Origin of the sequence: Pseudomonas sp., from assembly GCF_049300855.1 — a bacterium.
Lineage (GTDB): Bacteria > Pseudomonadota > Gammaproteobacteria > Pseudomonadales > Pseudomonadaceae > Aquipseudomonas.
The window spans coordinates 167,827-192,670 of record NZ_JBAQKH010000054.1 but is presented as its reverse complement, the minus strand read 5'-3'; the positions used below and the strand labels follow the sequence as shown (position 1 = coordinate 192,670).

At 59.8% G+C, this 24,844-nt stretch carries 22 protein-coding genes; 8 read left to right on the top strand and 14 right to left on the bottom strand.

Annotated features, from left to right (window positions below; translation table 11 throughout):
- Nucleotides 1-72: 72 nt before the first annotated feature.
- Nucleotides 73-738, bottom strand: coding sequence for a fumarylacetoacetate hydrolase family protein (locus WA225_RS26110; RefSeq protein WP_007913879.1), 666 nt, complete (start codon nt 736-738; stop codon nt 73-75).
- Nucleotides 739-779: 41 nt separating this feature from the next.
- The gene (locus WA225_RS26105; RefSeq protein WP_422610207.1) at nt 780-2,174 is read right to left on the bottom strand and encodes an FAD-binding oxidoreductase; all 1,395 of its coding nucleotides are present in this window, start codon (nt 2,172-2,174) and stop codon (nt 780-782) included.
- Between the two features lie 206 nt (nt 2,175-2,380).
- Between WA225_RS26105 and serA the strand changes: the two genes are divergently transcribed.
- The gene (gene serA / locus WA225_RS26100) at nt 2,381-3,610 is read left to right on the top strand and encodes a phosphoglycerate dehydrogenase (protein WP_008085296.1); all 1,230 of its coding nucleotides are present in this window, start codon (nt 2,381-2,383) and stop codon (nt 3,608-3,610) included.
- A 62-nt stretch (nt 3,611-3,672) separates the two neighbouring features.
- Here the strand turns inward: serA and WA225_RS26095 are convergent, their stop codons facing one another.
- A complete protein-coding gene (locus WA225_RS26095; protein ID WP_422610206.1) occupies nt 3,673-4,098 on the bottom strand; it encodes a DUF4399 domain-containing protein in 426 nt (141 codons plus the stop codon).
- A 135-nt stretch (nt 4,099-4,233) separates the two neighbouring features.
- Between WA225_RS26095 and WA225_RS26090 the strand changes: the two genes are divergently transcribed.
- Nucleotides 4,234-4,797, top strand: a complete 564-nt coding sequence (locus WA225_RS26090) for a transporter substrate-binding domain-containing protein (RefSeq protein WP_422610205.1) — start codon at nt 4,234-4,236, stop codon at nt 4,795-4,797.
- A gap of 286 nt (nt 4,798-5,083) precedes the next feature.
- Here the strand turns inward: WA225_RS26090 and WA225_RS26085 are convergent, their stop codons facing one another.
- Both WA225_RS26085 and WA225_RS26080 read right to left on the bottom strand, forming a co-directional pair.
- Complete coding sequence (locus WA225_RS26085; RefSeq protein WP_422610204.1) at nt 5,084-5,569, bottom strand: DUF523 domain-containing protein; 486 nt, start codon at nt 5,567-5,569, stop codon at nt 5,084-5,086.
- A gap of 1 nt (nt 5,570) precedes the next feature.
- Nucleotides 5,571-6,203, bottom strand: a complete 633-nt coding sequence (locus tag WA225_RS26080) for a 2OG-Fe(II) oxygenase (protein ID WP_422610203.1) — start codon at nt 6,201-6,203, stop codon at nt 5,571-5,573.
- Between the two features lie 108 nt (nt 6,204-6,311).
- Between WA225_RS26080 and WA225_RS26075 the strand changes: the two genes are divergently transcribed.
- A complete protein-coding gene (locus WA225_RS26075; protein WP_422610202.1) occupies nt 6,312-7,043 on the top strand; it encodes a DUF2059 domain-containing protein in 732 nt (243 codons plus the stop codon).
- 132 nt (nt 7,044-7,175) lie between these two features.
- Here the strand turns inward: WA225_RS26075 and WA225_RS26070 are convergent, their stop codons facing one another.
- Nucleotides 7,176-8,123: an alpha/beta hydrolase gene (locus tag WA225_RS26070; RefSeq protein ID WP_422610201.1), complete on the bottom strand. Its 948-nt coding sequence runs from the start codon at nt 8,121-8,123 to the stop codon at nt 7,176-7,178.
- A 98-nt stretch (nt 8,124-8,221) separates the two neighbouring features.
- Here WA225_RS26070 and WA225_RS26065 point away from each other — a divergent pair, with 98 nt between their 5' ends.
- Both WA225_RS26065 and WA225_RS26060 read left to right on the top strand, forming a co-directional pair.
- Nucleotides 8,222-8,800, top strand: a complete 579-nt coding sequence (locus WA225_RS26065; RefSeq protein WP_422610200.1) for a DUF6436 domain-containing protein — start codon at nt 8,222-8,224, stop codon at nt 8,798-8,800.
- A gap of 102 nt (nt 8,801-8,902) precedes the next feature.
- A complete protein-coding gene (locus tag WA225_RS26060) occupies nt 8,903-11,311 on the top strand; it encodes a penicillin acylase family protein (protein ID WP_422610199.1) in 2,409 nt (802 codons plus the stop codon).
- 181 nt (nt 11,312-11,492) lie between these two features.
- Here the strand turns inward: WA225_RS26060 and WA225_RS26055 are convergent, their stop codons facing one another.
- Nucleotides 11,493-12,458 carry a GlxA family transcriptional regulator gene (locus WA225_RS26055; protein ID WP_422610198.1) on the bottom strand — a complete coding sequence of 322 codons (966 nt, stop codon included), beginning with the start codon at nt 12,456-12,458 and terminating at the stop codon, nt 11,493-11,495.
- A 154-nt stretch (nt 12,459-12,612) separates the two neighbouring features.
- Here WA225_RS26055 and WA225_RS26050 point away from each other — a divergent pair, with 154 nt between their 5' ends.
- A complete protein-coding gene (locus WA225_RS26050) occupies nt 12,613-13,251 on the top strand; it encodes an HD domain-containing protein (RefSeq protein WP_422610197.1) in 639 nt (212 codons plus the stop codon).
- A 148-nt stretch (nt 13,252-13,399) separates the two neighbouring features.
- On the opposite strand, the gene WA225_RS26045 is transcribed toward WA225_RS26050, so the two are convergent.
- The 7 genes from WA225_RS26045 to WA225_RS26015 all read right to left on the bottom strand — a co-directional run bounded on the left by WA225_RS26045 (nt 13,400) and on the right by WA225_RS26015 (nt 21,763).
- Entirely contained in the window at nt 13,400-14,290 is an 891-nt protein-coding gene (locus WA225_RS26045) for an ABC transporter permease subunit (protein WP_093429780.1), read from the bottom strand.
- Entirely contained in the window at nt 14,287-15,168 is an 882-nt protein-coding gene (locus WA225_RS26040; protein WP_422610384.1) for an ABC transporter permease subunit, read from the bottom strand. Before WA225_RS26040 ends, WA225_RS26045 begins: the two co-directional genes overlap by 4 nt.
- Nucleotides 15,169-15,203: 35 nt before the next feature.
- Complete coding sequence (locus WA225_RS26035; RefSeq protein WP_034151965.1) at nt 15,204-16,346, bottom strand: ABC transporter ATP-binding protein; 1,143 nt, start codon at nt 16,344-16,346, stop codon at nt 15,204-15,206.
- 66 nt (nt 16,347-16,412) lie between these two features.
- On the bottom strand, nt 16,413-17,510 hold the full coding sequence (locus tag WA225_RS26030; RefSeq protein WP_116254291.1) for a polyamine ABC transporter substrate-binding protein: 1,098 nt from the start codon (nt 17,508-17,510) through the stop codon (nt 16,413-16,415).
- A 188-nt stretch (nt 17,511-17,698) separates the two neighbouring features.
- Nucleotides 17,699-18,811 carry a polyamine ABC transporter substrate-binding protein gene (locus tag WA225_RS26025; protein ID WP_422610196.1) on the bottom strand — a complete coding sequence of 371 codons (1,113 nt, stop codon included), beginning with the start codon at nt 18,809-18,811 and terminating at the stop codon, nt 17,699-17,701.
- A 172-nt stretch (nt 18,812-18,983) separates the two neighbouring features.
- Complete coding sequence (locus tag WA225_RS26020; protein WP_422610195.1) at nt 18,984-20,348, bottom strand: aspartate aminotransferase family protein; 1,365 nt, start codon at nt 20,346-20,348, stop codon at nt 18,984-18,986.
- Nucleotides 20,349-20,404: 56 nt separating this feature from the next.
- Complete coding sequence (locus WA225_RS26015) at nt 20,405-21,763, bottom strand: glutamine synthetase family protein (protein WP_007913846.1); 1,359 nt, start codon at nt 21,761-21,763, stop codon at nt 20,405-20,407.
- A gap of 731 nt (nt 21,764-22,494) precedes the next feature.
- Between WA225_RS26015 and WA225_RS26010 the strand changes: the two genes are divergently transcribed.
- Both WA225_RS26010 and WA225_RS26005 read left to right on the top strand, forming a co-directional pair.
- Entirely contained in the window at nt 22,495-23,871 is a 1,377-nt protein-coding gene (locus WA225_RS26010) for a glutamine synthetase family protein (protein WP_007913842.1), read from the top strand.
- Nucleotides 23,872-24,147: 276 nt separating this feature from the next.
- A complete protein-coding gene (locus WA225_RS26005) occupies nt 24,148-24,774 on the top strand; it encodes a TetR/AcrR family transcriptional regulator (RefSeq protein ID WP_034151970.1) in 627 nt (208 codons plus the stop codon).
- Nucleotides 24,775-24,844: the final 70 nt, after the last annotated feature.

Sequence of the window (24,844 nt, the reverse complement as noted above, 5' to 3'; positions counted from 1 at the left end):
CGACATCTTTGCTGACTGACAAAATGCTTTCGCGAGCAAGCTCGCTCCCACAGGGGATTTGCAGTGTGGCGGTTAGCGCACGCTGCTGGTGAAGCTGCTCGCGCCGACCAGTTCGAGGACGATGTCATCGCCAACGTTCAGCGGGCCAACACCCACCGGCGTGCCAGTGAGGATGACGTCACCGGCCTGCAGCGAGAAGCAGCCGGCCATGTGCTGGATCATCGGCACGATCGGGTTGAGCATCGCGCTGCTGTTGCCGTCCTGGCGGACTTCGCCGTTGATGGTCAGGCGAATGCCGATGTCGGTCAGGTCAGCGAAGGTGCTGCCGACCACGAACGGGGCAAGCACCGCCGCGCCGTCGAACGACTTGGCGATTTCCCAAGGCAGGCCTTTGGCTTTCAGCTCGGCCTGTTTGTCGCGCAGGGTCAGGTCCAGCGCCGGGGCGAAACCGGAGATGGCGTCGAGCACTTCTTCACGGCTCGGTTTGGTCGACAATGGCTTGCCGATCAACACGGCGATTTCCGCTTCGTAGTGCACCGAACCGCGCTCGGTCGGAATGGCGAAACCGCCTTCCAGCTCAACCACGCAACTGCCCGGCTTGATGAACAGCAACGGCTCGGTAGGCACCGGGTTGTCCAGTTCCTTGGCGTGTTCGGCGTAATTGCGGCCAATGCACACGACTTTCCCGATCGGGAAGTGGATGCGCGTGCCGTCGACGTACTGGTGCTGATAGCTCATTTACCGACTCCTGCCTTCATTGATTCATCAAAGATTGTCGATCAAACCGCGAAAATCTTGCCCGGGTTCATGATGCCGTTCGGGTCGAACACCGCTTTCACCGCTTTCATGTACTCGATTTCGACCGGGGAACGGCTGTAGGTCAAATAATCGCGTTTGGTCATGCCCACGCCGTGTTCGGCGGAGATCGAACCGTTGTACTTCTCGACGGTTTCGAACACCCACTTGTTGACGGTTGCACACTTGGCGAAGAACTCGTCCTTGCTCAGGTTATCCGGCTTGAGGATGTTCAAGTGCAGGTTGCCGTCGCCGATGTGGCCGAACCAGACGATTTCAAAATCCGGGTAGTGTTCACCGACGATCGCGTCGATTTCCTTAAGAAATGCCGGCACTTTCGACACGGTGACCGAGATGTCGTTCTTGTACGGCGTCCAGTGCGAGATGGTTTCGGAAATGTATTCGCGCAGTTTCCACAGATTCTGCAGTTGGGTTTCGCTCTGGCTCATTACGCCGTCCAGCACCCAGCCCTGTTCGACGCAATGCTCAAAGGTTTCCAGGGCGCTGTTGGCCACTTCTTCGGTGGTCGCTTCGAATTCCAGCAAGGCATAGAACGGGCAATCGGTTTCGAACGGCGCCGGTACGTCGCCACGGCCCATGACTTTGGCCAGGGCCTTGTCGGAGAAGAACTCGAACGCGGTCAGGTCGAGCTTGCCCTGGAAGGCGTGCAGCACCGGCATGATCGAGTCGAAATCGGCGGTGCCGAGGACCATCGCGGTGAGGTTTTTCGGCGCACGATCGAGGCGCATGGTCGCTTCGACGACGAAACCGAGGGTGCCTTCAGCGCCGATGAACAGCTGACGCAAGTCGTAACCGGTGGCGTTCTTGATCAGGTCTTTGTTCAGCTCCAGCACATCACCTTTGCCGGTGACAACTTTCATGCCGGCGACCCAGTTACGGGTCATGCCGTAGCGAATCACCTTGATCCCACCGGCATTGGTGCCGATATTGCCGCCAATTTGACTGGAACCTGCCGAGGCGAAGTCGACCGGGTAGTACAGACCTTTTTCTTCGGCGACGTTCTGCAAATGCTCGGTGACCACACCCGGCTGACAAACGGCGGTGCGGTCGGTGAGGTTCACGTCGAGAATCTTATTCATGTAATCGAACGAGACAACCACCTCGCCATTCGCCGCCACCGCAGCGGCGGAAAGCCCGGTGCGCCCGCCCGATGGCACCAGCGCAACCTTGTGCGTGTTGGCCCAACGGACCACGGCCTGCACCTGCTCGATGGTCTTGGGAAACACGATGGCACTGGGCGCCGGGGCGAAGTGCTTGGTCCAATCCTTGCCGTACGCGTTCAGGGAGTCGGCGTCGGTCAGGACCTTGCCAGGCTCGACCAGGGTCTTCAGTTCATCAATCAGGGCAGGATTGGTCATCGACAGAACTCTCGAACAATTCATGGTCATCCTGAGAACGCTTCACGTCGCAGGAATGAGTGTTTAGCGGGGAGGCTATGCTAGCATATCGACCCCGCAGGACAGTGCCCAAGGCCAGATCTGCGGTAACGGCTTTCCTGCCGTTTGGGTCAGCTCCAGGCTGCGCCCCTCCCTGCCATTTTTCTCCGGGATACAGGTTTACGCAGATGAGCAAGACTTCTCTCGATAAGAGCAAGATCAAGTTCCTTCTTCTCGAAGGCGTCCACCAATCGGCTGTCGACGTCCTCAAGGCGGCGGGCTACACCAGCATCGAATACCTGACAGGTTCCTTGCCGGAAGCCCAGCTCAAGGAAAAGATCGCTGACGCTCACTTCATCGGCATTCGTTCGCGCACCCAACTGACCGAAGAGATCTTCGATCACGCGAAGAAGCTGGTCGCGGTCGGCTGTTTCTGCATCGGCACCAACCAGGTTGACCTGAGTGCTGCCCGTGAGCGCGGTATCGCCGTGTTCAACGCGCCCTACTCCAACACCCGCTCCGTTGCCGAACTGGTGCTGGCCGAAGCGATCCTGCTGCTGCGCGGCATCCCGGAGAAAAACGCTTCCTGCCACCGTGGCGGCTGGATCAAATCCGCAGCCAACTCCTTCGAGATCCGTGGCAAGAAACTCGGCATCGTCGGCTACGGCTCGATCGGTACGCAGCTGTCGGTTCTGGCTGAAGGTCTGGGCATGCAGGTGTATTTCTACGACACCGTGACCAAGCTGCCGCTGGGCAACGCTACTCAAATCGGTAGCCTGACCGAACTGCTGGGCATGTCCGACATCGTCACCCTGCACGTTCCGGAAACCGCTGCGACCCAGTGGATGATCGGCGAGAAGGAAATCCGCGCCATCAAGAAGGGCGGCATCCTGATCAACGCCGCGCGCGGTACCGTGGTCGAGCTGGACGCCCTGGCGGACGCGATCAAGGACAAGCACCTGATCGGCGCGGCCATCGACGTGTTCCCGGTGGAGCCACGCTCCAACGACGAAGAGTTCGAAAGCCCGCTGCGTGGCCTCGACAACGTGATCCTGACCCCGCACATCGGTGGCTCGACCGCCGAAGCGCAAGCTAACATCGGTCTGGAAGTGGCAGAGAAACTGGTCAAGTACAGCGACAACGGTACTTCGGTTTCGTCGGTGAACTTCCCGGAAGTGGCCCTGCCGGCTCACCCTGGCAAGCACCGCCTGCTGCACATCCACGAGAACATCCCGGGTGTGATGAGCGAGATCAACAAGGTCTTCGCCGAAAACGGCATCAACATCTCCGGTCAGTTCCTGCAGACCAACGAGAAGGTTGGCTACGTGGTGATCGACGTCGACGCCGAGTACTCGGACCTGGCGCAAGAGAAGCTGCAGCACATCAATGGCACCATCCGTAGCCGTGTGTTGTTCTGATTAAGCGTTGAGCGACAAAAAAAGGGAGCCTTCGGGCTCCCTTTTTCATGCACGGCGAAAACTTATTCGACGTTGATGGTGATTTTCTTCGAGACGATTGGCGGGTCGAATGCCATGTGACCGCTGTCGCCAAGTTCCAGCTGCAAGGTGTGTTTGCCCGGGGTGAGCTTGATGTCAGCCTGGGTCTGCGCCTTGCCGAAGTGCATATGGTTGGCATCGGTAGGGACGACCGAACCGGCAGGAACAATTTCCTTGGCGTCGATCAGCAGGTGATGGTGACCGGTGTTCTTGGTGACGTCACCGGCCGGCGCCAGTGCGACGTCCTTGGTACCGAACTTGACGGTGAAGGTCTGCGAAACCGTGGCCCCGTCCTCGGGAGAAACGATGAACACTTCGGCGCCTTTTGGCGCCGGTGTCGCCGCACTGGCCAGCACCGAAACGCCCATCAGCACACCCGCGAACGCTGCACGTGACATAAAGCTTTTCATTTTCTTCTCCAGTTTTTCCGTAAAATCCGCACGGTCATGACAACTTCATGACCATTCGTTGTCGAAGGCACTCGACAACCATAGCAAAGCGAGCCTGAATCAGAGGGTCGCGATAATGATTTCAAAGGAGTGACCATGCGTTTCCTGCCTGGCCTGATCTGCCTGCTACCCCTTTTGAGCCCTCTGGCTCACGCCGAACTGATTGATGACGTCAACGACCGTGGTGAGTTGCGCATAGCCCTTGAGGCTAATACACCGCCGTTCAATTTCAAGGATGGCGACACCCTCACGGGGTTCGAGGTCGAGCTTGGGCAACTGCTGGCCAACGAGCTGGATGTGCGCGCCGACTTCATCGTCAACGACGAAGCCGATCTGCTCCAGGGCGTTGAAAGCGGCAAGTACGACGTTGCGCTCAACCACATAGCACTGACACCGGCGCTCAAGGATCGTTTCGACTTCAGCGAGTCTTACGGCAAGGTCGATTCGCAGCTGCTGGCGAAAAAAGATGAGCAGCCACGGCCGATGGTGCTGGTGCAGGCGTTGACGGAAGAGAAGCCGAAAGCGGCGGAACCGGTGGATTTGGCGATTCCGTTTCAGAAGGGTAATCCGGCGTTTCAGGCCAGCCTTGCGAGTGCGATGCAGCGGATCAGGGCGGATGGGCGTTTGGCGGCGTTGACCGAGAAGTGGTTGAAACCTTAAAAGCCCCTCACCCTAGCCCTCTCCCGGAGGGAGAGGGGACTGAATGGGGGATGCTTCAGAGATACGCCGACTTGGGATGGCTATACCGAATCCGAAATCGACTGACCATGACTTCGTCGACGCCATAATCGATCGGTCATGGCTGTGTCGAATCCTTAATCGATCAGTCATGGCTGTGTCGAATCCATAGTCGAAAAGGTCTTTCAGGTCGATGGACAACGCCAGACACTACGGTCGGCCCCCTCTCCCTCCGGGAGAGGGCTGGGGTGAGGGCAACGATTCCGGATCAGTCCAAAGCAGCAAGGGCCAGCGCGGCCTGCGGCAATTCCAGTTCACTGAAAACCTGCACACCATGGCGCTTGAGCAGCGCAGCCGTCACGCCCTCGCCACTGACTTTGACGCCACTGAACGTGCCGTCATAAGTCAGCAGATTCCCGCACGACGGACTGTTGGCCTTCAGCACCGCCACACGAATGCCGTGCTTCTGCACCAGCTCCAGCGCCTGCCGCGCACCGTCCAGAAACTGCGCACTGACATCCTCGCCCTCAGTGGTGATCACCGCCGCAACACCATCCAGCACCTCACCACCCTGCCCGCCCGGTATCTCCGCCGCCGCCCGTGGCGTCGGCAAACCACCGGCAACCTCCGGACACAACGGCACCACCCGCCCTTCAACAATCCACTGTTCCAGCAAATCAAACGGCCCGCTCGCGCCGCCGTCGTAACGCACGCGATGGCCCAGCAGGCAGCGACTGACCAGAATCTTGTCCATGTCAGAACGGCTCGTTGCCACGGCGGCGGAACCAGCCGGTCAGCGACAGGCGCTCGCGGTTCGCCGGCAGCACTTCATGAGGCACTTCGCCGGAAAGAAACACCACCAGACACCCGCCGGCAGGCTGCACGTCGTGCACGCGCTCATCGCTCAGGTACATGCGCAACTGGCCGCCGTCTTCCGGCAGCCATGCATCATTGAGATAGACCACCACCGAGACCATGCGCTTGTCATCGTCACGAAAACGGTCGACATGCCGACGATAAAACGCACCCGGCGGGTACAGCGCGAAATGGCATTCGAAGTCTTCAAGACCGAGGAACAAGCCACGGTTGAGCGCCTCGCGCAGGCTCTCCATCAGGTTCAGATAGCGGTCGCTGGCCTCAGCCTGCCCTGGGTCGATCCATTGGATGTGGTCGCCGCGTATCCCTTCGCGAATCTCTGAAAACGGCCCGCGACCGACCGCCGCCGGCGCCAGCTCACCCTCGGCCTCACGTTTGCGGCACTCGGCCGCCAGCTCGCGGGTCAAACCGGCGGGCAGGAATATGTTCTGCTGCGACCAGCCGTGTTCGGCCAGGTCATCGACAATGCGTAACAGCAGTGGGTGTTCAGAGGATATTTGCATGGCGCGCATAGTATGTCGGCGGCAAGAAATCCGACAGAGCCACGCGGCGGCTTGCTACGAATTCTCGACAAGTACCGGCACCGCACGGAGAATAGTCCGCTGCTGACAGGAGTCCCTATGCGCCGTTTGCTTTTTTCACTGTTGATGTTCTGCGTTTTGCCCGCCTGGGCGGACGGCCACGATCAGTTGTACAAGGTCGCCGGCTGGCCAGATCAACGTGCGCATTTCAATGACGCCCTGAGTGCCGCGCAGCAGCGCTATCAAAACAGCCTGCCGCCCGCCGTGTTTCAAGCGTTGGTGAACAACAGCAACCAGCGCTTCGCTCCTCAGGCTGTCGATCAACGCGCCGAAGCGCAACTGCGGCAGAACCTCGCTGACCCGAAACCGGCCCTGACCTTCTTTCAATCGCCGCTGGGCAAGAAAATCGTTGCCGCCGAATTGCTCGCGACCCGTCGTGATCAACTGGCGAAGAACGCCAAGGGTCTGCCGAAGATGCAGGTCAGCGACAGCCGTCTGCTGATCATCGGTCACCTCGCGCAAGCCTTGCCTGCCCGTGAAGCCGGCGCTGAAGTGAGCCTGGCGATTGCCGGCGTCGCGGCGGACAGTTTGAGTTCGATGATCCCGGGGCTGCTCGGTGGCGGTCAGGCGCAAGGCATGCTCAACGGTCAGCGCCAGCGTTTGATGGATCAGATCGGCGCGGACATGAACAACACGTTGCTTTACGTCTATCGCGACTTGTCGGATGAAGAACTGGAAGAGTTTGCGACGTTTGCCGAATCGACTGAGGGCAAGGCGTATTACCAGGCGGCGCTGGCGGCGATTCGCGCAGGGTTGGCGGTCGGGCAGTGATCCTTGTTGCCTGACAAACCGCCTTCGCGAGCAAGCTCGCTCCCACATTTGGATCTTCAGCGAACACAAAATTGTGAACATCCCCAAGCCCCTGTGGGAGCGAGCTTACTCGCGAAGGGGCCCTCACAAACGCTAGAGATTCCGGCCCCTGATCCGCTTGCTCAGAAACTCGAAATACTCCTCACGCATCTCCACCGTCTCATTCGCCAGATGATGCCGCGCCTCGGCCAGCAGCAAGATCTGCGGCCGGTCGAACTTCCACTTCATCACCTGCAGATTGTGCTGCCAGTCCACCGTCATGTCCGCCTGCCCCTGAATGATCAACGGCCGTCGCGGACTTTTTTTCGCGTGCTCGACGCGGATGATCCAGCGTGACAGCGCCCCCACCCACTTCGTCGGCAAACGCCGGGGCTGCAACGGATCGGCCTGCAGAAACGGCAGGAAATCCGGATCGTTGGAGTTTTCGCTGAAGCGTCGCGCGACTCCCCGAACGAAAGGCCTGAGCAGGTAATAGCTCAGCTGCGACCAGCCCCACGCCCGTGGCCGCACCAGTGGCGCCATCAAAATCACCTGACCCTGCGCCGGGCTGTTTTCCGCATGGTTGAGCAAATGATCGACCACAATCGCCCCGCCGGTGCTCTGCCCACACAGATGCCACGGCTGTGGCAGCGCGATCGACTGCGCCTCGGCAAACAAGCCTTGCAGGACATCCTGATACTCGGCGAAATCGCGGATGCTCGCGCGCGGCCCGCTCGACAGGCCATGGCCCGGCAAGTCGCAGGCGATCACTGCAAAGTCCTGATCCAGCGCCCACTCGATCACATGCCGGTAGAGTCCGACGTGATCGTAGTAACCGTGCAGCAGGAACAGCGTCGCCTTGACCTTTTCCGGCCACCAGCAATGGCTGACCACGTCATAGCCATCGACCTCGAAACGGCCCATGCCACGCCAGACATCGCGATGGGGAAAATCGGTTTGATAAAACTGCTGGTACGCCTTCGCCTCGTCCGACAACGGCTGCCACTCGGCCAAAGGCTTGAGGCTGGCGCGGATTTGATCGGGGTCGAAAGTGGCAGACATAAGGCAATTCCAAAACGGTAAACAGACTTTATCGGCCTGCGATATTCATCTGTCGTGGCAGACATGGCAAGCTAGCCCGCCTCTGAGGAACCAAATCCATGCGTTCGCCCTACCGCACCGCACTGTTTGCCAGCCTGCTCGCGCTGATCTGCGCCGGGGTGCTGTGGGCCGCGTATGACTGGTTTCAAGGGCGTTATCTGCGCGCATTCAGCGAACACACAGCGGTGTTTTCCGGTGATCCGCTGCGCCTTCCTGACAATCTCGCTGGCCCCGGCAAGATTCGTCTGGTGCACTTCTGGGACCCGGCTTGCCCGTGCAACGTCGGCAATCAACAGCACCTGACCGAGATGGTCGAGCAGTTCGGCGCCAAGGGTGTCGAGTTTTTCGCCGTGCAAAAGACTGGCAGCCACGGCCAGTTGCCCGCCACCCTCAGCAGCCTGAAAACCATCACGGTATTGCCTGGCTCCGAACAGGTGCCCGCCAGCCCGGCCGTTGCGATCTGGGACCGCAGCGGCAAACTGGCGTACTTCGGCCCGTACAGCGAAGGCCTGACCTGCAATTCCAGTAACAGTTTTATCGAACCGATTTTGAATGCCCTGACGCAAGATCGCCCGGTCAATGCCACGCACACCCTGGCGGTCGGTTGTTACTGCCCGTGGCCGGTGGAGGCGCAGTAAGGCATTCCGGACTTTTCAAGGACAGCGCTGCACGGCACAGAAGGTCTGTGCTAATTGTTTGCAGCCCGACGGGCGGCAATCCCGCATGCACAAGGAGTCACCATGAAGCGCGTGTTCACCGTACTTGGCTTGCTCATCGTTGTTCTGCTCGCCGGCGTCGGCTGGTATGTCTACAGCAAACAACCGACGCGCCAGGGCCAGGTCGAACTGCGCAACCTGCAGGGTTCGGTGACCGTGCGCTATGACGAACGCGGTGTGCCGCACATCCGCGCCGAGAACGAAACCGACCTCTACCGCGCCCTCGGTTATGTGCATGCCCAGGACCGGCTGTTCCAGATGGAAGCCATGCGCCGCCTCGCCCGGGGCGAACTGGCCGAAGTGCTCGGGCCGAAGCTGCTCGACACCGACAAACTGTTCCGCAGCCTGCGCATCCGTGAGCGCGCCGCCAGTTACGTCGCCAGCCTCGATAAACAGTCGCCGGCGTGGAAGGGCCTGCAAGCCTATCTGGATGGCATCAACCAATATCAGGACAGCCACGCCGCACCGATCGAGTTTGACGTGCTGGGCATCCCCAAACGGCCGTTCACGGCAGAAGACAGCATCAGCGTCGCCGGCTACATGGCCTACAGCTTTGCCGCGGCGTTTCGCACCGAACCCTTGCTGACTTACGTGCGCGATCAACTCGGCGCCGACTACCTCAAAGTCTTCGATCTCGACTGGCAGCCCAATGGCGTGCTCGCCAACCGTCACGCCAAGCCAGCGCCAGCCCTCGCTGCCGGCGACTGGAAAGACCTCAACGCCCTCGCCCGCCTCAGCGAACAAGCGCTGATCGACAATGGTTTGCCGCAGTTCGAAGGCAGCAACGCCTGGGTCATCGCCGGCAGCCGCAGCCAGAGCGGCAAACCGCTGCTGGCGGGTGATCCGCACATTCGCTTCTCGGTGCCGTCGGTGTGGTACGAGGCGCAACTGTCGGCGCCGGGCTTCGAGTTGTACGGCCATCATCAGGCGCTGGTGCCGTTTGCGTTCCTGGGGCACAACCTCGACTTCGGCTGGAGCCTGACGATGTTCCAGAACGACGATCTGGACCTGATCGCCGAGAAGGTCAACCCGGACAATCCGAATCAAGTCTGGTATCGCGGCCAGTGGACCGACATGGTCGTCACCGAGCAGCAGATCAACGTGAAGGGGCAGTCGCCCGTCACCCTGACCCTGCGCCAATCGCCCCACGGGCCGATCGTCAACGATGCCCTCGGCAGCGCTGCCGGCAAGACGCCGATTGCCATGTGGTGGGCCTTCCTCGAAACGCCGAACCCGATCCTCGAAGGCTTCTACCAGCTCAACCGCGCTGACACGCTGGCCAAGGCGCGCGCCGCCGCAGCCAAGGTGCAGGCACCGGGGCTGAATCTGGTTTACGCCAACGCCAAGGGCGATATCGCCTGGTGGGCCTCGGCATTGCTGCCCAAGCGCCCGACCGGGGTGCGGCCGGAGTTCATTCTCGACGGCAGCAGCAATCAGGCCGACAAGGACGGCTTCTACCCCTTCAGCGCCAACCCGCAGGAAGAGAACCCGACGCGCGGCTACATCGTCTCGGCCAACTTTCAGCCGCTGTCACCGACCGGCATGGAGATTCCCGGTTACTACAACCTCGCCGACCGTGGGCAGCAACTCAATCGTCAGCTCAGCGACAAGAGCGTGAAGTGGACCAATGAGGCCAACCAGAAACTGCAACTGGGCACGGCGACCGGTTATGGCCCGCGATTGCTTGCACCGTTGCTACCGGTGTTGCGTGAAGTGGTCAGCGATCCGGCGCAACTGAAACTGGTCGAGCAACTGGCGCAGTGGCCGGGCGACTATCCGCTGGATTCGGTCAATGCGACGGTGTTCAACCAGTTCCTCTATGACCTGGCCGATGCGGCGATGCGTGATGAGTTGGGCAATGACTTCTTCGACACGCTGCTGTCGACGCGGGTGATCGATGCGGCGCTGCCGAAGCTGGCGGCGAATGCCGATTCTCCGTGGTGGGATAACCGCAACACGCCGGCCAAAGAAACTCGCGCTGACGTCCTGCGCACGGCATGGCAGGCAAGCATGGCGCATTTGAAGCTTACGCTTGGCGACGATGTTGCTGGCTGGAAATGGGGGGCCGCGCACACGCTGACTCACGGGCATCCGCTGGGGCAACAGAAGCCACTGGATCGGATATTCAACGTCGGGCCATTTGCCGCGCCGGGCAGTCATGAGGTGCCGAACAACCTTTCCGCACGGATCGGCCCGGCGCCGTGGCCGGTGACTTACGGACCCTCGACGCGGCGGCTGGTGGATTTTGCTGATCCGGCGCATGGGTTGACGATCAACCCGGTTGGGCAGAGTGGTGTGCCGTTTGATAGCCACTATGACGATCAGGCTGAGGCGTATGTCGACGGGATGTATGTGCAGGCGCATTTCAATGCTGAAGAGGTGACGGCGAATACGCGCAGTACGTTGAAGCTGTTGCCTGCGCGGGCGCCTTAAAAGCCCCTCACCCTAGCCCTCTCCCAGAGGGAGAGGGGACTGACCGAGGTGTCTTTTGTCATATATCGACCTGAAAGAGCGGTGTCGATTATGGATTCACAACCGCTCGCTCAGGTCGGCGTATCTCGCCAATCTCCCCGAATCGGCCCCCTCTCCCTCTGGGAGAGGGCTGGGGTGAGGGTTAGAGCATCACCGCAAAATTCAGCCGAAACTGCTGCGGCGTCACCCCCAACCGCCGGTTGAACACCCCGCGCATGTGCTGCGCATCGCGAAACCCGCACTGATACGCCACCGTCTTCAATGGCGCCGCCGTGCTTTCCAGCATCACCCGCGCCGCATCCACCCGCGCCCGCTCGACGAACTCCGCCGGCGTGACCTTCGCTTCCCGAGCAAACACCCGCGAAAAATTGCGTGCACTCATGTTCGCCGCATTGGCCAGATCGGCAATCGTCAGATCGCCCGTCAGATTGGCCAATACATACAACTGCACCATCGCTACTGCCGACGTCGGCTCCGCGTGCGGCGTGAGGAACGGACTGAACTGCGACTGCCCACCGGAGCGCTGAGTGAACACCACCAGACGCTTGGCCACGCTCAGCGCCACTTCTGCACCGTGATCACGCGCCAGCAAATACAGCGACAGATCAATCCCCGCCGTGACCCCGGCCGAGGTGTAGAGCGTGCCGTCCTCGACATACAAGCGATCAGCTTCGACCTGCGTGGTCGGGCACAACTGCGCCAACGCCTCGGCGTCATTCCAGTGCGTGGTGACGGTGCGCCCTTCCAGCAACCCGGCGCGCGCCAGCATGAACGCACCGTTGCAGATCGAACCGAAACGCCGCGCGCGTGAACAGGCATCACGCAGCCAATCATCGAACGTCGCGCCAAAAACCATGAACGGCAATCGTGGGCCACCGCCGACCAGCAGCAGGTCATAAGCGTCGAGTGCTTCGCTGAAATGCCGATGGGCGTTGAGGGTCAAGCCGTTGGAGCAGGCCATCGGGCCGTGCTCGACGCCAATTACCTCAAGTCGATAGTGGTCCTCGGGCGACAAGAACCGGTTGGCCTCGGCGAACACATCCATCGGGCCGCTGACATCCAGCGACTGCACACCTGCGAACACCACAATGGCGACGGTTTTGCTCATGGCGGCAAAGCTCCTTGGGGTCTCTGAGTCGAGTTGGCACGATTTGCAGGTGGATTGGCAAGGATCGCAGCCATGCATCGATTGTTCGCTTTTAGCGCCGGGAACAGACTTTCCCCATCAGCGCCACAACGGCGTTTTCGACGAGGAAACCGTTATGAGCAGCACCATTGCCGGCATCAAAATCCCCGACAGCGCCCTCGCCCGGGCCACCACCGAGTACATCCGCGACATCGAGTCCGACCTGCTCTACCACCACTCGCGCCGGGTATTTCTGTTCGGCGCACTGAGCGGTGAACGCCAGCAACTGGCCTACAACCCGGAGCTGTTGTACATCGGCGCGATGTTCCACGACTTGGGTCTGGTCGAAGGCCACCGCAGTGATGACGAGCGTTTTGAAGTCGACGGTGCCAATGCAGCGGCAGCGTTTCTCAGGCCGTACGGGTTGAGCGATGACGACATCGAACAGGTCTGGCTGTCGATTGCCTTGCACACCACACCGGGTGTGCCGAAGCATCTGCGCCCGACCGTAGCGCTGGTCACCGCAGGCGTGGAGATGGACGTGCTGGGCATGGATTACGCGGCGTTCAGCACTGTGCAGCGCGAAGCGGTGGTGCATGCGCACCCGCGTGGGGAAGGTTTCAAGGAATGCATCATCTGCGCGTTTGCCGATGGCTTGCGCCATCGTCCGCAGACCACGTTTGGCAACGTGAAGACCGATGTGCTGAAGGATCAGGAGCCAGGGTTCAAGCCGATGAACTTTGTTGAAGTCATCCGCCAATCTCCCTGGACTTGAATACCACCAAAAAACCTGTGGGAGCGAGCTTGCTCGCGAATGCGGTGGGTCAGCCAACATTTCAGTCGACTGACACGCCCTCTTCGCGAGCAAGCTCGCTCCCACAGGGATTGGGGTTGATCACAGATTTTTGATCAACCCCATTGGCTTACGCCGCTTCCGGCGCTGGTGCGCGACGCACGTCCGGCTGCTTCCACGAATCGGCGGCGCTTTCTTCGATGGCTTGCTGAATGGCCTTCTTGCGCGCTTCTTCGGCGCGGCGGCTGAAGAACCAGACCATGAAGGTCACGATCGACACCGCCAGCAGAATCAGACTGGCCACGGCGTTGATCTCAGGCTTAACGCCCAGACGCACCGCCGAGAACACTTCCATCGGCAGGGTCGTCGAACCCGGGCCGGAAACGAAGCTCGCCAGTACCAGGTCATCCAGCGACAGCGCGAACGACATCATGCCGCCCGCCGCCAGCGATGGCGCGATCATCGGAATGGTGATCAGGAAGAACACCTTCCACGGCCGTGCACCGAGGTCCATCGCCGCTTCTTCGATCGACAGGTCGAGCTCACGCAAACGCGCCGACACCACCACCGCCACATACGCCGCACAGAACGTGGTGTGGGCGATCCAGATGGTGACGATGCCACGCTCCTGCGGCCAGCCGATCATCTGCGCCATCGCCACGAACAGCAGTAACAGCGACAGACCGGTGATCACTTCCGGCATTACCAACGGCGCCGTCACCAGGCCGCCGAACAGCGTGCGGCCCTTGAAGCGGGTGATACGGGTCAGCACGAACGCCGCCAGCGTGCCCAGCGCCACCGCCGCGACGGCGGTGTAGCAGGCGATTTCCAGCGAACGCAGCACCGAGCCCATCAGTTGCGTGTTGTCGAGCAGGCCGACGTACCACTTGATCGACCAGCCGCCCCACACCGTCACCAGTTTCGAGGCGTTGAACGAGTAGATCACCAGGATCAGCATCGGCAGATAAATGAACAACAAACCCAGGACCAGCATCAGGCTGGAGAAACGGAAGCGCTTCATTCTTTACCCTCCATTTCCTTGGCCTGACTGCGGTTGAACAGAATGATCGGCACAATCAGGATCGCCAGCATCACCACCGCCAGCGCGGACGCCACCGGCCAGTCACGGTTGTTGAAGAACTCTTGCCAGAGCACTTTACCGATCATCAGGGTTTCCGGACCGCCAAGCAGTTCCGGGATCACGAACTCACCGACCACCGGGATGAACACCAGCATGCAGCCGGCAATAATGCCGTTCTTGGACAGCGGGATGGTGATTTTCCAGAAGCTGTTGAAGGTGCTCGAACCGAGGTCGGAAGCGGCTTCCAGCAAGCTTTGATCGTGCTTCACCAGGTTGGCGTACAGCGGCAGGATCATGAATGGCAGGTACGAGTAAACGACGCCGATGTACACCGCCAGGTTAGTGTTGAGGATCTGCAGCGGCTCGTCGATTAAACCCATGCTCATCAGGAAACCGTTGAGCAGACCGTTGTTGCTGAGGATGCCCATCCACGCGTAAACGCGGATCAGGATCGCGGTCCAGGTCGGCATCATGATCAGCAGCACCAGCACCGTTTGCATCTCTTTACGGGCGGTGGCGATGGCGTAGGCCATCGGGTAGCCGATCAACAGGCACAACAGCGTGCTGAAAAACGCCATCTTCAGCGAGCCGAGGTAAGCGGCGATGTACAACTCGTCGCCCGCCAGCATCGCGTAGTTGCCCAGGTTCAGCAGCAGTTGCAGCTTCTGCTCGGCGTACGTGTAGATCTCGGTGTACGGCGGGATGGCCACGTCGGCTTCGGCGAAGCTGATCTTCAGGACGATGAAGAACGGCAACATGAAGAACAGAAACAGCCAGATGAACGGGACCCCGATGACCAGTTGCCGGCCATTGGGGATTATTCGGTTGATGCGGCGTTTGAATTTGCGCATGTTCATGAGCGAAGTACCACGCCGCTGTCGTCTTCCCACCACACGTAAACCTGATCGCCCCAGGTCGGACGCGCGCCACGGCGCTCGGCGTTGGCCACAAACGACTGCACCAGTTTGCCGCTCGGCAACTCAACGTAGAACACCGAGTGCCCGCCGAGGTAGGCGATGTCGTGGACCTTGCCGCTCGACCAGTTGTACTCGCAGGTCGGTTGGTCGGCGGTGACCAGCAGCTTCTCCGGACGGATCGCGTAGGTCACGGACTTGTCTTGCACCGAGGTGCTGATGCCGTGGCCGACGTAGATCTGCCGGTCGAGGTCTTTGCAGGTGATGGTCGCGTGGCCCTCGGCGTCGTCGATCACTTCGCCTTCGAAGATGTTGACGTTGCCGATGAATTCGCAGACCAGACGGCTGGTCGGGGTTTCGTAGATGTCGATCGGGCTGCCGATCTGGGCGATCCAGCCCAGGTGCATGATCGCGATACGCTCGGCCATGGTCATGGCCTCTTCCTGGTCGTGCGTCACCATGACGCAAGTCACGCCGACGCGCTCGATGATCTCGACCAGCTCAAGTTGCATCTGCGAACGCAGCTTTTTATCCAGTGCGCCCATCGGTTCGTCGAGCAGCAGCAGCTTCGGCCGCTTGGCCAGCGAACGTGCCAGCGCCACGCGCTGACGCTGACCGCCGGACAGTTGATGCGGCTTGCGCTTGGCGTACTGGCTCATCTGCACCAGTTTGAGCATCTCGGCCACACGGGCGTCGACTTCAGCCTTGGGAATCTTGTCCTGCTGCAGGCCGAAGGCGATGTTCTGCGCCACGGTCATGTGCGGAAACAAGGCGTACGACTGGAACATCATGTTGATCGGACGTTCGTACGGCGGCATGTCGGTGATGTCGACGCCGTCGAGGAAAATGCGCCCCTCCGTGGGCCGTTCGAACCCTGCCAGCATCCGCAGCAGAGTGGATTTGCCCGATCCCGAACCGCCGAGCAAGGCGAAGATCTCGCCCTTTTTGATTTCCAGGGACACATCGTCCACGGCAATCGTCTCGTCGAACTTCTTCGTGACCCGGTCGATTTTGACCAACACCTGTTTCGGTGTCTGGTCGCCCTCGAGGGCTTTCTTATAGGCGCCGGAGGCAACTGCCATTTACGAAACTCCCAGAAAAAAACAATGCAGTTCGCCCCGCAAGGCGAACCCAGGATAGTGTGTGCCTTACATCCCCGACTTGACCTTGGTCCAGCTGCGGGTCATCAGGCGCTGAATGTTCGGTGGCAACTCGATCGACACATAAGCCTTGTCGATAACGGCCTGCGGCGGATACACCGACGCATCGGTGCGGATGGATTGCTCCATCAACTTGTCCGAACCCGGGTTGGGGTTGGCATAACCGACGTAATCACTGACCTGAGCGATCACCTCAGGTTTCAGCAGATAGTTGATGAAGGCATGAGCCTCCTTCACGTTCGACGAATCCTTGGGGATTGCCAGCATGTCGAACCACAGCGCACCACCCTCTTTCGGCACCGCGTAGGCGATGTTCACGCCCTTTTTGGCTTCCGCTGCGCGATTCTTCGCCTGGAAGATATCGCCGGAAAAACCAATGGCCACGCAGATGTCGCCGTTGGCCAGGTCGCCGATGTATTTAGAGGAGTGGAAGTAAGTCACGTAAGGACGCACCGCGAGCAACTTGTCGGTGGCTTTTTCGTAGTCCTTGGGATTGGTGCTGTTGGCATTCAGGCCCAGATAGTTGAGCACGGTCGGCATCATTTCATCCGCCGAATCGAGGAACGCCACGCCGCAGCTTTGCAGCTTCTTGATGTTCTCCGGCTCGAACAGCACGCCCCACGAATCGATCTTGTCGACGCCCAGCACAGCCTTCACTTTATCGACGTTGTAACCGATGCCATTGGTGCCCCACAGGTACGGGACGGCGTACAGGTTGCCCGGATCGTTCTGCTCCAGACGCTTGAGCAGCGCCGGGTCGAGATTGGAATAATTGGGCAGCTTCGACTTGTCGAGCTTCTGGAATGCGCCGGCCTTGATCTGCTTGCCAAGGAAGTGGTTCGACGGCACGACCACGTCGTAACCGGTACGCCCGGCCAGCAACTTGCCTTCCAGGGTTTCGTTGGAGTCGAAGACGTCGTAGACCGGCTTGATCCCGGTGGCTTTCTGGAAGTCGGCCAGGGTGGTCTCGCCGATGTAATCGGACCAGTTATAAATATGCACCGTACCGGCGGCCTGGGCTCCGACAGCAATCGTCAGGCCGGCAGTGGCCAGCAGGGCTTTGCGCAAAGAAGAAAAAATAGGCAAGTGGAGGTCCTCTAATTTAGTTGGGCCCAAGTTGCCCCGCGCTGCATGACAGCCATGGCTGCCCGGCAACAAAACCGGCGCGCAACTTACCCTCGAAAAACCGTTCCTGCAAAACTTCCTGTCATTTAATTGATCCGCTGGCCGCCCTCGCGGGGGATGACGGTCAGCGGTTGCTGCTTCAAACCGGCTTATTTACCCGATTTGATCTTGGTCCAGCTGCGGGTCATGATCCGCTGAGTCGCGGCCGGCAAGTCGGCAATCGCGTACAGCTTGGCCAGCACGTCAGCCGGTGGGTAAACGCCCGGATCGCTGGTGATGTCTTTATCAACCAGTGGGGTTGCAGCGGCGTTACCGTTCGGGAAGCGTACGGCGTTGGTGATTTCCGCCATGATTTCCGGCTTCTGCAGGAAGGTCATGAACTTGTAGGCGCCTTCGACGTTTTCGGCATCTTTAGGGATGGCGACCATGTCGTAGAAGCTGCCGGCACCTTCTTTCGGAATGTTGTAGCTGACTTTCACCTTGTCGCCGGCTTCAGCCGCGCGCGACTTGGCCTGGTAGATGTCACCCGAGTAGCCGATCGCTACGCAGATGTTGCCGTTGGCCAGGTCGGAGATGTACTTGGACGAGTGGAAGTAGGCGATCGAAGGACGCACCTTCATGATCAGCGCTTCAGCCTTGTCGATGTCTTCTTTCTTCTGGCTGTCGGTTGGCAAGCCCAGGTAGTGCAGCGCCACCGGAATCATCTCGGTTGGCGAGTCGAGCAGGCTGATGCCGCAGGATTTCAGCTTGGCAGCGTTTTCCGGCTTGAAGATCAGATCCCACGAATCGACCGGCGCGTCGGCGCCCAGTGCAGCCTTGACCTTCTCGGCGTTGAAGCCAATACCGATCGAGCCCCACATGTACGGGAAGGCGTGCTCGTTGCCCGGGTCGCTGACCGACACGGCTTTGAGCAAATCAGTGTTGAGGTTCTTCCAGTTAGGCAGCTTGGACTTGTCCAGCTTCTGGTAGACACCGGCCTTGATCTGCTTGGCGAGGAAGTTGTTCGACGGTACGACGATGTCGTAGCCGGACTTGCCAGCCAGCAGTTTGGCTTCGAGGGTTTCGTTGCTGTCGAAGACGTCGTAGACGACTTTGATACCCGACTCGTCTTCAAACTTCTTGATGGTGTCCGGGGCGATGTAGTCGGACCAGTTGTAGACGTGCAACACCTTGTCGTCCGCCTGAGCCGCAGCCGCCATGATTCCCATCAGGGACATGGCGAGCAGAGTCTTGCCAGCGAGCTTTTTGCCTAATGCCTTCATGCGTTAATGCTCCAAATTTTTCTTTTTTGAACCACTTTGTTCAGCGGCCGAACCCGGACAACTGGAACCGCGGCTAGTCTGGCAAGATCCGAGGCGGTCTTTCAAGAAAAGACCAGCCTTTCTGACAGCTTTGAGCGAGTGCGCCACGGCTCCCCCGCTCAGAGCCTAGCACTTAGCCTTGCAACGCACTGAGGGTCAGGTCCAGACACTTGCGTGCCTTTGTAACCAGCTCATCGATCTCCGCTTTGCTGATCACCAGCGGCGGCGCGATGATCATTGTGTCGCCCACAGCGCGCATGATCAGGCCGTTGTCGAAGCAGAACTGGCGGCAGATCATGCCGACGCCCTTGCCTTCGTAACGCTTGCGGGTGGCCTTGTCCTGCACCAGCTCAATCGCACCCAACAGACCAACCCCGCGAACTTCACCCACCAATGGGTGATCGTTCAGTTCCCGCAGACGTTTCTGCAAATACGGTGCCGTTTCGTTGTGCGCGTTCTCGATAATTTTTTCATCGCGCAGGATGCGGATGTTTTCCAGACCCACCGCTGCCGCCACCGGGTGACCGGAGTAGGTGAAGCCATGGTTGAAATCACCACCTTCGTTGAGCACCGCAACCACGCTGTCGCGGACGATCAGGCCACCCATCGGGATGTAGCCGGAGGTCAGGCCTTTGGCGATGGTCATCATGTCGGGTTTGAGGTCGTAGAAATCGCTACCGAACCACTCACCGGTACGGCCGAAACCGCAGATCACTTCGTCGGCGACGAAGAGGATGTCGTACTTGGCGAGGATTTCCTTGATGCGCGGCCAGTAAGTGTCGGGCGGAATGATCACGCCGCCAGCGCCCTGAATCGGCTCGGCAATAAAGGCACCGACGTTGTCGACGCCGACTTCGAGAATCTTCTCTTCCAGCTGATTGGCTGCCCAGGTACCGAATTCTTCCGGGGACATGTCGCCACCTTCAGCGAACCAGTAAGGCTGCGCGATGTGAACGATGCCCGGGATCGGCAGGTCGCCTTGTTCGTGCATGTAAGTCATGCCACCGAGGCTCGCGCCGGCCACGGTCGAACCGTGATAACCGTTCTTGCGGCTGATGATGACTTTCTTGTTCGGCTGGCCCTTGATCGCCCAGTAGTGGCGAACCATACGCAGCATGGTGTCGTTGCCTTCGGAGCCGGAACCGGTGAAGAACACGTGGTTCATGCCTTCCGGCGCAACGTCGGCGATCGCCTTGGCCAGTTCCAGTGCCGGCGGGTGCGCGGTCTGGAAGAACAGGTTGTAGTACGGCAGTTCACGCATCTGTTTGGCGGCTGCATCGGCCAGTTCATCGCGACCGTAACCGATGGCCACGCACCACAGCCCGGCCATGCCGTCGAGAATCTTGTTGCCTTCGCTGTCCCACAGGTAAACGCCCTTGGCGTTGGTGATGATCCGCGGGCCCTTCTCTTTCAACTGCTTGAAGTCGCTGAACGGGGCCAGGTGGTGATCATTGCTGAGTGCTTGCCACTCGCGGGTTTGCGGGTTGTTGCTGGTCATGCCAATTCTCCTTGTTATCGGTGAAGACGCGGCCGGCGAGGGCCGCGCCCGGCGTATCAGACGGCGAAGAGCAGGTACTCACGCTCCCAGGAACTGATCACGCGCTTGAAGTTTTCATGCTCGGCCCGTTTTACCGCGACGTAGCCCGTGATGAAGGTTTTGCCCAGGTACTTCTCGATGGTCGCGCTGTTTTCCATACGTTCCAGCGCGTCTTCGATGGTCAGCGGCAGACGCAGGTTGCGGCGTTCATAACCACGACCGACCACTGGCGCGCTCGGGTTGAGGCCTTCGACCATGCCGATGTAACCGCAGAGCAGGCTCGCGGCAATCGCCAGATACGGGTTGGCGTCGGCGCCCGGCAGACGATTTTCCACACGACGGTTCTGCGGGCCGGCATCCGGAACGCGCAGGCCGACGGTGCGGTTTTCTTCGCCCCACTCGACGTTCACCGGTGCCGAGGTGTCCGGCAGGAAGCGGCGGAACGAGTTGACGTTCGGCGCGAACAGCGGCAACAGCTCAGGGATCAGTTTCTGCAAACCACCGATGTGGTGCAGGAACAACTGGCTCATGGTCCCGTCTTCATTAGAGAAGACGTTCTTGCCGGTCTCGATGTCGATGATGCTCTGGTGCAAGTGCATCGCACTGCCCGGCTCGCCGGTCATTGGCTTGGCCATGAAGGTGGCGGCCACGTCGTGCTTGAGTGCGGCTTCGCGCATGGTGCGTTTGAACACCAGAATCTGGTCGGCCAGCGACAGTGCGTCGCCGTGACGGAAGTTGATTTCCATCTGCGCCGTGCCGTCTTCGTGGATCAGCGTGTCGAGGTCCAGCTCCTGCAGTTCGCACCAGTCGTAGACGTCTTCGAACAACGGATCGAATTCGTTCGCCGCTTCAATGGAAAACGACTGACGACCGATTTCCGGACGGCCCGAGCGACCGATCGGTGGCTGCAACGGATAGTCAGGGTCGTCGCTGCGCTTGGTCAGGTAGAACTCCATTTCCGGCGCCACGATCGGCTGCCAGCCCTTGTCGGCATAGAGTTTGAGGACCTTCTTGAGGACGTTGCGCGGCGACAGCTCGATCGGATTGCCTTGCTTGTCGTAGGTGTCGTGGATCACCTGCGCGGTCGGCTCGATGGCCCAAGGCACCATGTACACGGCGTTCTGGTCGGGGCGGCAGATCATGTCGATGTCGGCCGGGTCGAGCAGTTCGTAATAGATGTCGTCTTCGACGTAGTCGCCGGTCACGGTCTGCAGCAGCACGCTCTCGGGGAGGCGCATGCCTTTTTCGGCGATGAACTTGTTGGTCGGCGAGATCTTGCCCCGGGTGATCCCGGTCAAGTCGGCGATCATGCATTCGACTTCTGTGATCTTGTGGTCTTTCAACCAATCGGTGAGCTGGTCGAGGTTGTTACTCATAAATGCCTCTGGGCTGAGTCTCCTGACATGATGTCAGGCAAAGTTTGACGCTTTGAGCGTCGCGTTAAAGGGGGCTTGCTTGTGCGCAGTGCGGGCTTACGCCGGGCACCGCGCATAGACAATGAAAGAGGAGCTTACCTGCCCTTTACGCTGGCGTTGCATTTCCTGTGCACACTCAAGGCGTGCAGAATCATGAGCACGGCTTGCGACGCGGCACAGGCTTTGGGAGTGAAAGCGATCTATATTGGAAAGGGACGCCATAAACCGGATGCTTTCCCGTACGTCCAGAATATCGGACGCTGACGCTTGAACGGTCATGGACGGGAACATCGTCGGCAAGCGGCGAGCCTTGCTGGCTACGCTACGGACGGATTGGTCGCCACTGATGTGATGAGCATGCAGACCGGACTGTTGCGAGCAGTCGGTGATGCCGATTAACGGCAGGCGAGACATGAAGCACCCCGGTATTATTGCTGTTATGGGTTTGATCGGAGCTTAGCCTTGTTCATTTTTTTACACAACACCCCCGTAAAAAATACAACACGGCCTGCTCAAGCCTGCGGGTGCCAAGCGTCCTGAAGACGAAAAACTGCCTCAAAGTGCCCCATAAATGCCCTCGCAGCGCTTTTTTAGGGCAAAAAAGGCCTCGCTTGACTTCGGCAGGCCGTTCGGGTTGACTGAAACCAGAAAAGATCAATGATTGATATTTTTAACAACAAAGGTGTTGCATCATGTCGGTACCCCCGCGTGCCGTTCAGCTTAACGAAGCGAACGCGTTCCTTAAGGAACATCCTGAGGTTCTGTACGTTGACCTTCTGATTGCGGATATGAATGGTGTGGTGCGCGGCAAGCGCATTGAACGCACCAGCCTCCACAAGGTTTACGAGAAAGGCATCAACCTGCCGGCCTCTCTATTTGCTCTGGATATCAACGGTTCAACGGTGGAAAGCACCGGCCTGGGCCTGGACATCGGCGACGCCGATCGTATCTGCTATCCAATCCCCGATACCCTGTGCAACGAGCCATGGCAGAAGCGCCCGACCGCGCAACTGTTGATGACCATGCACGAACTCGAAGGCGACCCGTTCTTCGCCGATCCGCGTGAAGTGCTCCGTCAAGTTGTTGCAAAGTTTGACGAGCTGGGCCTGACCATCTGCGCGGCCTTCGAACTCGAGTTCTACCTGATCGACCAGGAAAACGTGAACGGCCGTCCTCAGCCGCCACGCTCGCCGATCTCCGGCAAACGCCCGCACTCGACGCAGGTCTACCTGATCGACGACCTCGACGAATATGTCGACTGCCTCCAGGACATTCTGGAAGGTGCCAAAGAGCAAGGCATCCCGGCCGACGCCATCGTCAAGGAAAGTGCCCCGGCGCAGTTCGAAGTGAACCTGCACCACGTCGCCGACCCGATCAAGGCATGCGACTACGCGGTACTGCTCAAGCGTCTGATCAAGAACATCGCCTACGACCATGAAATGGACACCACCTTCATGGCCAAGCCGTACCCGGGCCAGGCAGGTAATGGTCTGCACGTACACATTTCGATTCTGGATAAAGAAGGCAAAAACATTTTTGCCAGCGAGGATCCCGAGCAGAACGCCGCGCTGCGTCACGCGATCGGCGGTGTGCTCGAGACCCTGCCCGCGCAGATGGCTTTCCTCTGCCCGAACGTCAACTCCTACCGTCGTTTCGGCGCACAGTTCTACGTGCCGAACTCGCCGTGCTGGGGCCTCGATAACCGCACCGTGGCGATTCGCGTACCGACCGGCTCGTCCGATGCCGTGCGTATCGAACACCGCGTTGCCGGCGCCGACGCCAACCCGTACCTGCTGATGGCTTCGGTACTGGCCGGTGTGCACCACGGTCTGACCAACAAGATCGAGCCGGGCGCGCCTGTCGAAGGCAACAGCTACGAGCAGAACGAGCAAAGCCTGCCGAACAACTTGCGCGATGCCCTGCGCGAGCTGGACGACAGCGAGGTGATGGCCAAGTACATCGATCCGAAGTACATCGATATCTTCGTCGCCTGCAAGGAAAGCGAGCTGGAGGAGTTCGAACACTCCATCTCCGACCTTGAGTACAACTGGTATCTGCATACCGTTTAAGCGGATTGCGAACCAGATAAAAACGCCGTTGGCTGTCATAGCCCACGGCGTTTTTTATGGCCGAACACAAATTCCTGGGGTTGGGGTAAATGGCCGCCTGCGGCGGTTCGCGAGCAAGCTCGCTCCCACAGGGATCTCCATTCAATATGACTTGTGCGTACACAGGAGATCCCCTGTGGGAGCGAGCTTGCTCCGGGCGGCGTTCCGACGAAAGCGGCAGACAAGACAACGCACAAGCCGGCTCGTACAATGCCCGCTGCCCCGCAGGAGACTTCCATGACGCGACCCGCCCCCGTTCGCAAACCCCGTGCCCGCAGCCAGGCGCGCATCGATTCGATACTCGACGCCGCGCGCACGCTGCTGGCTGCCGAGGGCGTGGCCAGTCTGTCGATCTACAGCGTCGCCGAACGGGCGCAGATTCCACCCTCCTCCGTGTACCACTTCTTCGCCAGCGTGCCTGCCTTGCTCGAAGCATTGACGGCGGATGTCCACGCGGCGTTTCGCGCCTGCCTGCAAGCGCCGATCGATCACGAGGCGCTGCGCGACTGGCGTGATCTGTCGCGGCTGGTCGAGCAACGCATGCTGGAGATCTACGATGAAGACGCGGCGGCGCGGCAGTTGATCCTTGCCCAACATGGTTTGACGGAAGTTACTCAGGCTGACCGTCAGCACGACATCGAACTGGGCGATCTGATGCACAAGCTGTTCGATCATCACTTCGAGTTGCCGAGGCTGCCGGAGGATGTCGATGTGTTTGCCCTGGCGATGGAGCTGGGTGACCGTGTGTATGCGCGCTCGGTGCAGCAGCATGGGCAGATCACGCCGCGCATGGCCGAGGAAGGGATGCGGGTGTTTGATGCCTATATCGGCCTGTATCTGCCACCTTATCTGCCCAAGCGTTGAGCCATGATCGTTCCCACGCTCTGCGTGGGAATGCAGCCCGTGACGCTCCGCGTCACTGGACGCGGAGCGT

Excerpts from the sequence above, each read along its gene's own strand:
- WA225_RS26070 (WP_422610201.1), bottom strand. The coding sequence starts at position 8,123 with ATGTCTGCCACTTTCGACCCCGATCAAATCCGCGCCAGCCTCAAGCCT.
- WA225_RS26035 (WP_034151965.1), bottom strand. The coding sequence starts at position 16,346 with ATGGCAGTTGCCTCCGGCGCCTATAAGAAAGCCCTCGAGGGCGACCAG.
- WA225_RS26020 (WP_422610195.1), bottom strand. The coding sequence starts at position 20,348 with ATGACCAGCAACAACCCGCAAACCCGCGAGTGGCAAGCACTCAGCAAT.
- WA225_RS26090 (WP_422610205.1), top strand. The coding sequence starts at position 4,234 with ATGCGTTTCCTGCCTGGCCTGATCTGCCTGCTACCCCTTTTGAGCCCT.
- WA225_RS26095 (WP_422610206.1), bottom strand. The coding sequence starts at position 4,098 with ATGAAAAGCTTTATGTCACGTGCAGCGTTCGCGGGTGTGCTGATGGGC.
- WA225_RS26045 (WP_093429780.1), bottom strand. The coding sequence starts at position 14,290 with ATGAAGCGCTTCCGTTTCTCCAGCCTGATGCTGGTCCTGGGTTTGTTG.
- WA225_RS26015 (WP_007913846.1), bottom strand. The coding sequence starts at position 21,763 with ATGAGTAACAACCTCGACCAGCTCACCGATTGGTTGAAAGACCACAAG.
- WA225_RS26065 (WP_422610200.1), top strand. The coding sequence starts at position 8,222 with ATGCGTTCGCCCTACCGCACCGCACTGTTTGCCAGCCTGCTCGCGCTG.
- WA225_RS26060 (WP_422610199.1), top strand. The coding sequence starts at position 8,903 with ATGAAGCGCGTGTTCACCGTACTTGGCTTGCTCATCGTTGTTCTGCTC.
- WA225_RS26050 (WP_422610197.1), top strand. The coding sequence starts at position 12,613 with ATGAGCAGCACCATTGCCGGCATCAAAATCCCCGACAGCGCCCTCGCC.
- WA225_RS26010 (WP_007913842.1), top strand. The coding sequence starts at position 22,495 with ATGTCGGTACCCCCGCGTGCCGTTCAGCTTAACGAAGCGAACGCGTTC.
- WA225_RS26085 (WP_422610204.1), bottom strand. The coding sequence starts at position 5,569 with ATGGACAAGATTCTGGTCAGTCGCTGCCTGCTGGGCCATCGCGTGCGT.
- WA225_RS26105 (WP_422610207.1), bottom strand. The coding sequence starts at position 2,174 with ATGACCAATCCTGCCCTGATTGATGAACTGAAGACCCTGGTCGAGCCT.
- serA (WP_008085296.1), top strand. The coding sequence starts at position 2,381 with ATGAGCAAGACTTCTCTCGATAAGAGCAAGATCAAGTTCCTTCTTCTC.
- WA225_RS26080 (WP_422610203.1), bottom strand. The coding sequence starts at position 6,203 with ATGCGCGCCATGCAAATATCCTCTGAACACCCACTGCTGTTACGCATT.
- WA225_RS26110 (WP_007913879.1), bottom strand. The coding sequence starts at position 738 with ATGAGCTATCAGCACCAGTACGTCGACGGCACGCGCATCCACTTCCCG.
- WA225_RS26055 (WP_422610198.1), bottom strand. The coding sequence starts at position 12,458 with ATGAGCAAAACCGTCGCCATTGTGGTGTTCGCAGGTGTGCAGTCGCTG.
- WA225_RS26025 (WP_422610196.1), bottom strand. The coding sequence starts at position 18,811 with ATGAAGGCATTAGGCAAAAAGCTCGCTGGCAAGACTCTGCTCGCCATG.
- WA225_RS26005 (WP_034151970.1), top strand. The coding sequence starts at position 24,148 with ATGACGCGACCCGCCCCCGTTCGCAAACCCCGTGCCCGCAGCCAGGCG.
- WA225_RS26075 (WP_422610202.1), top strand. The coding sequence starts at position 6,312 with ATGCGCCGTTTGCTTTTTTCACTGTTGATGTTCTGCGTTTTGCCCGCC.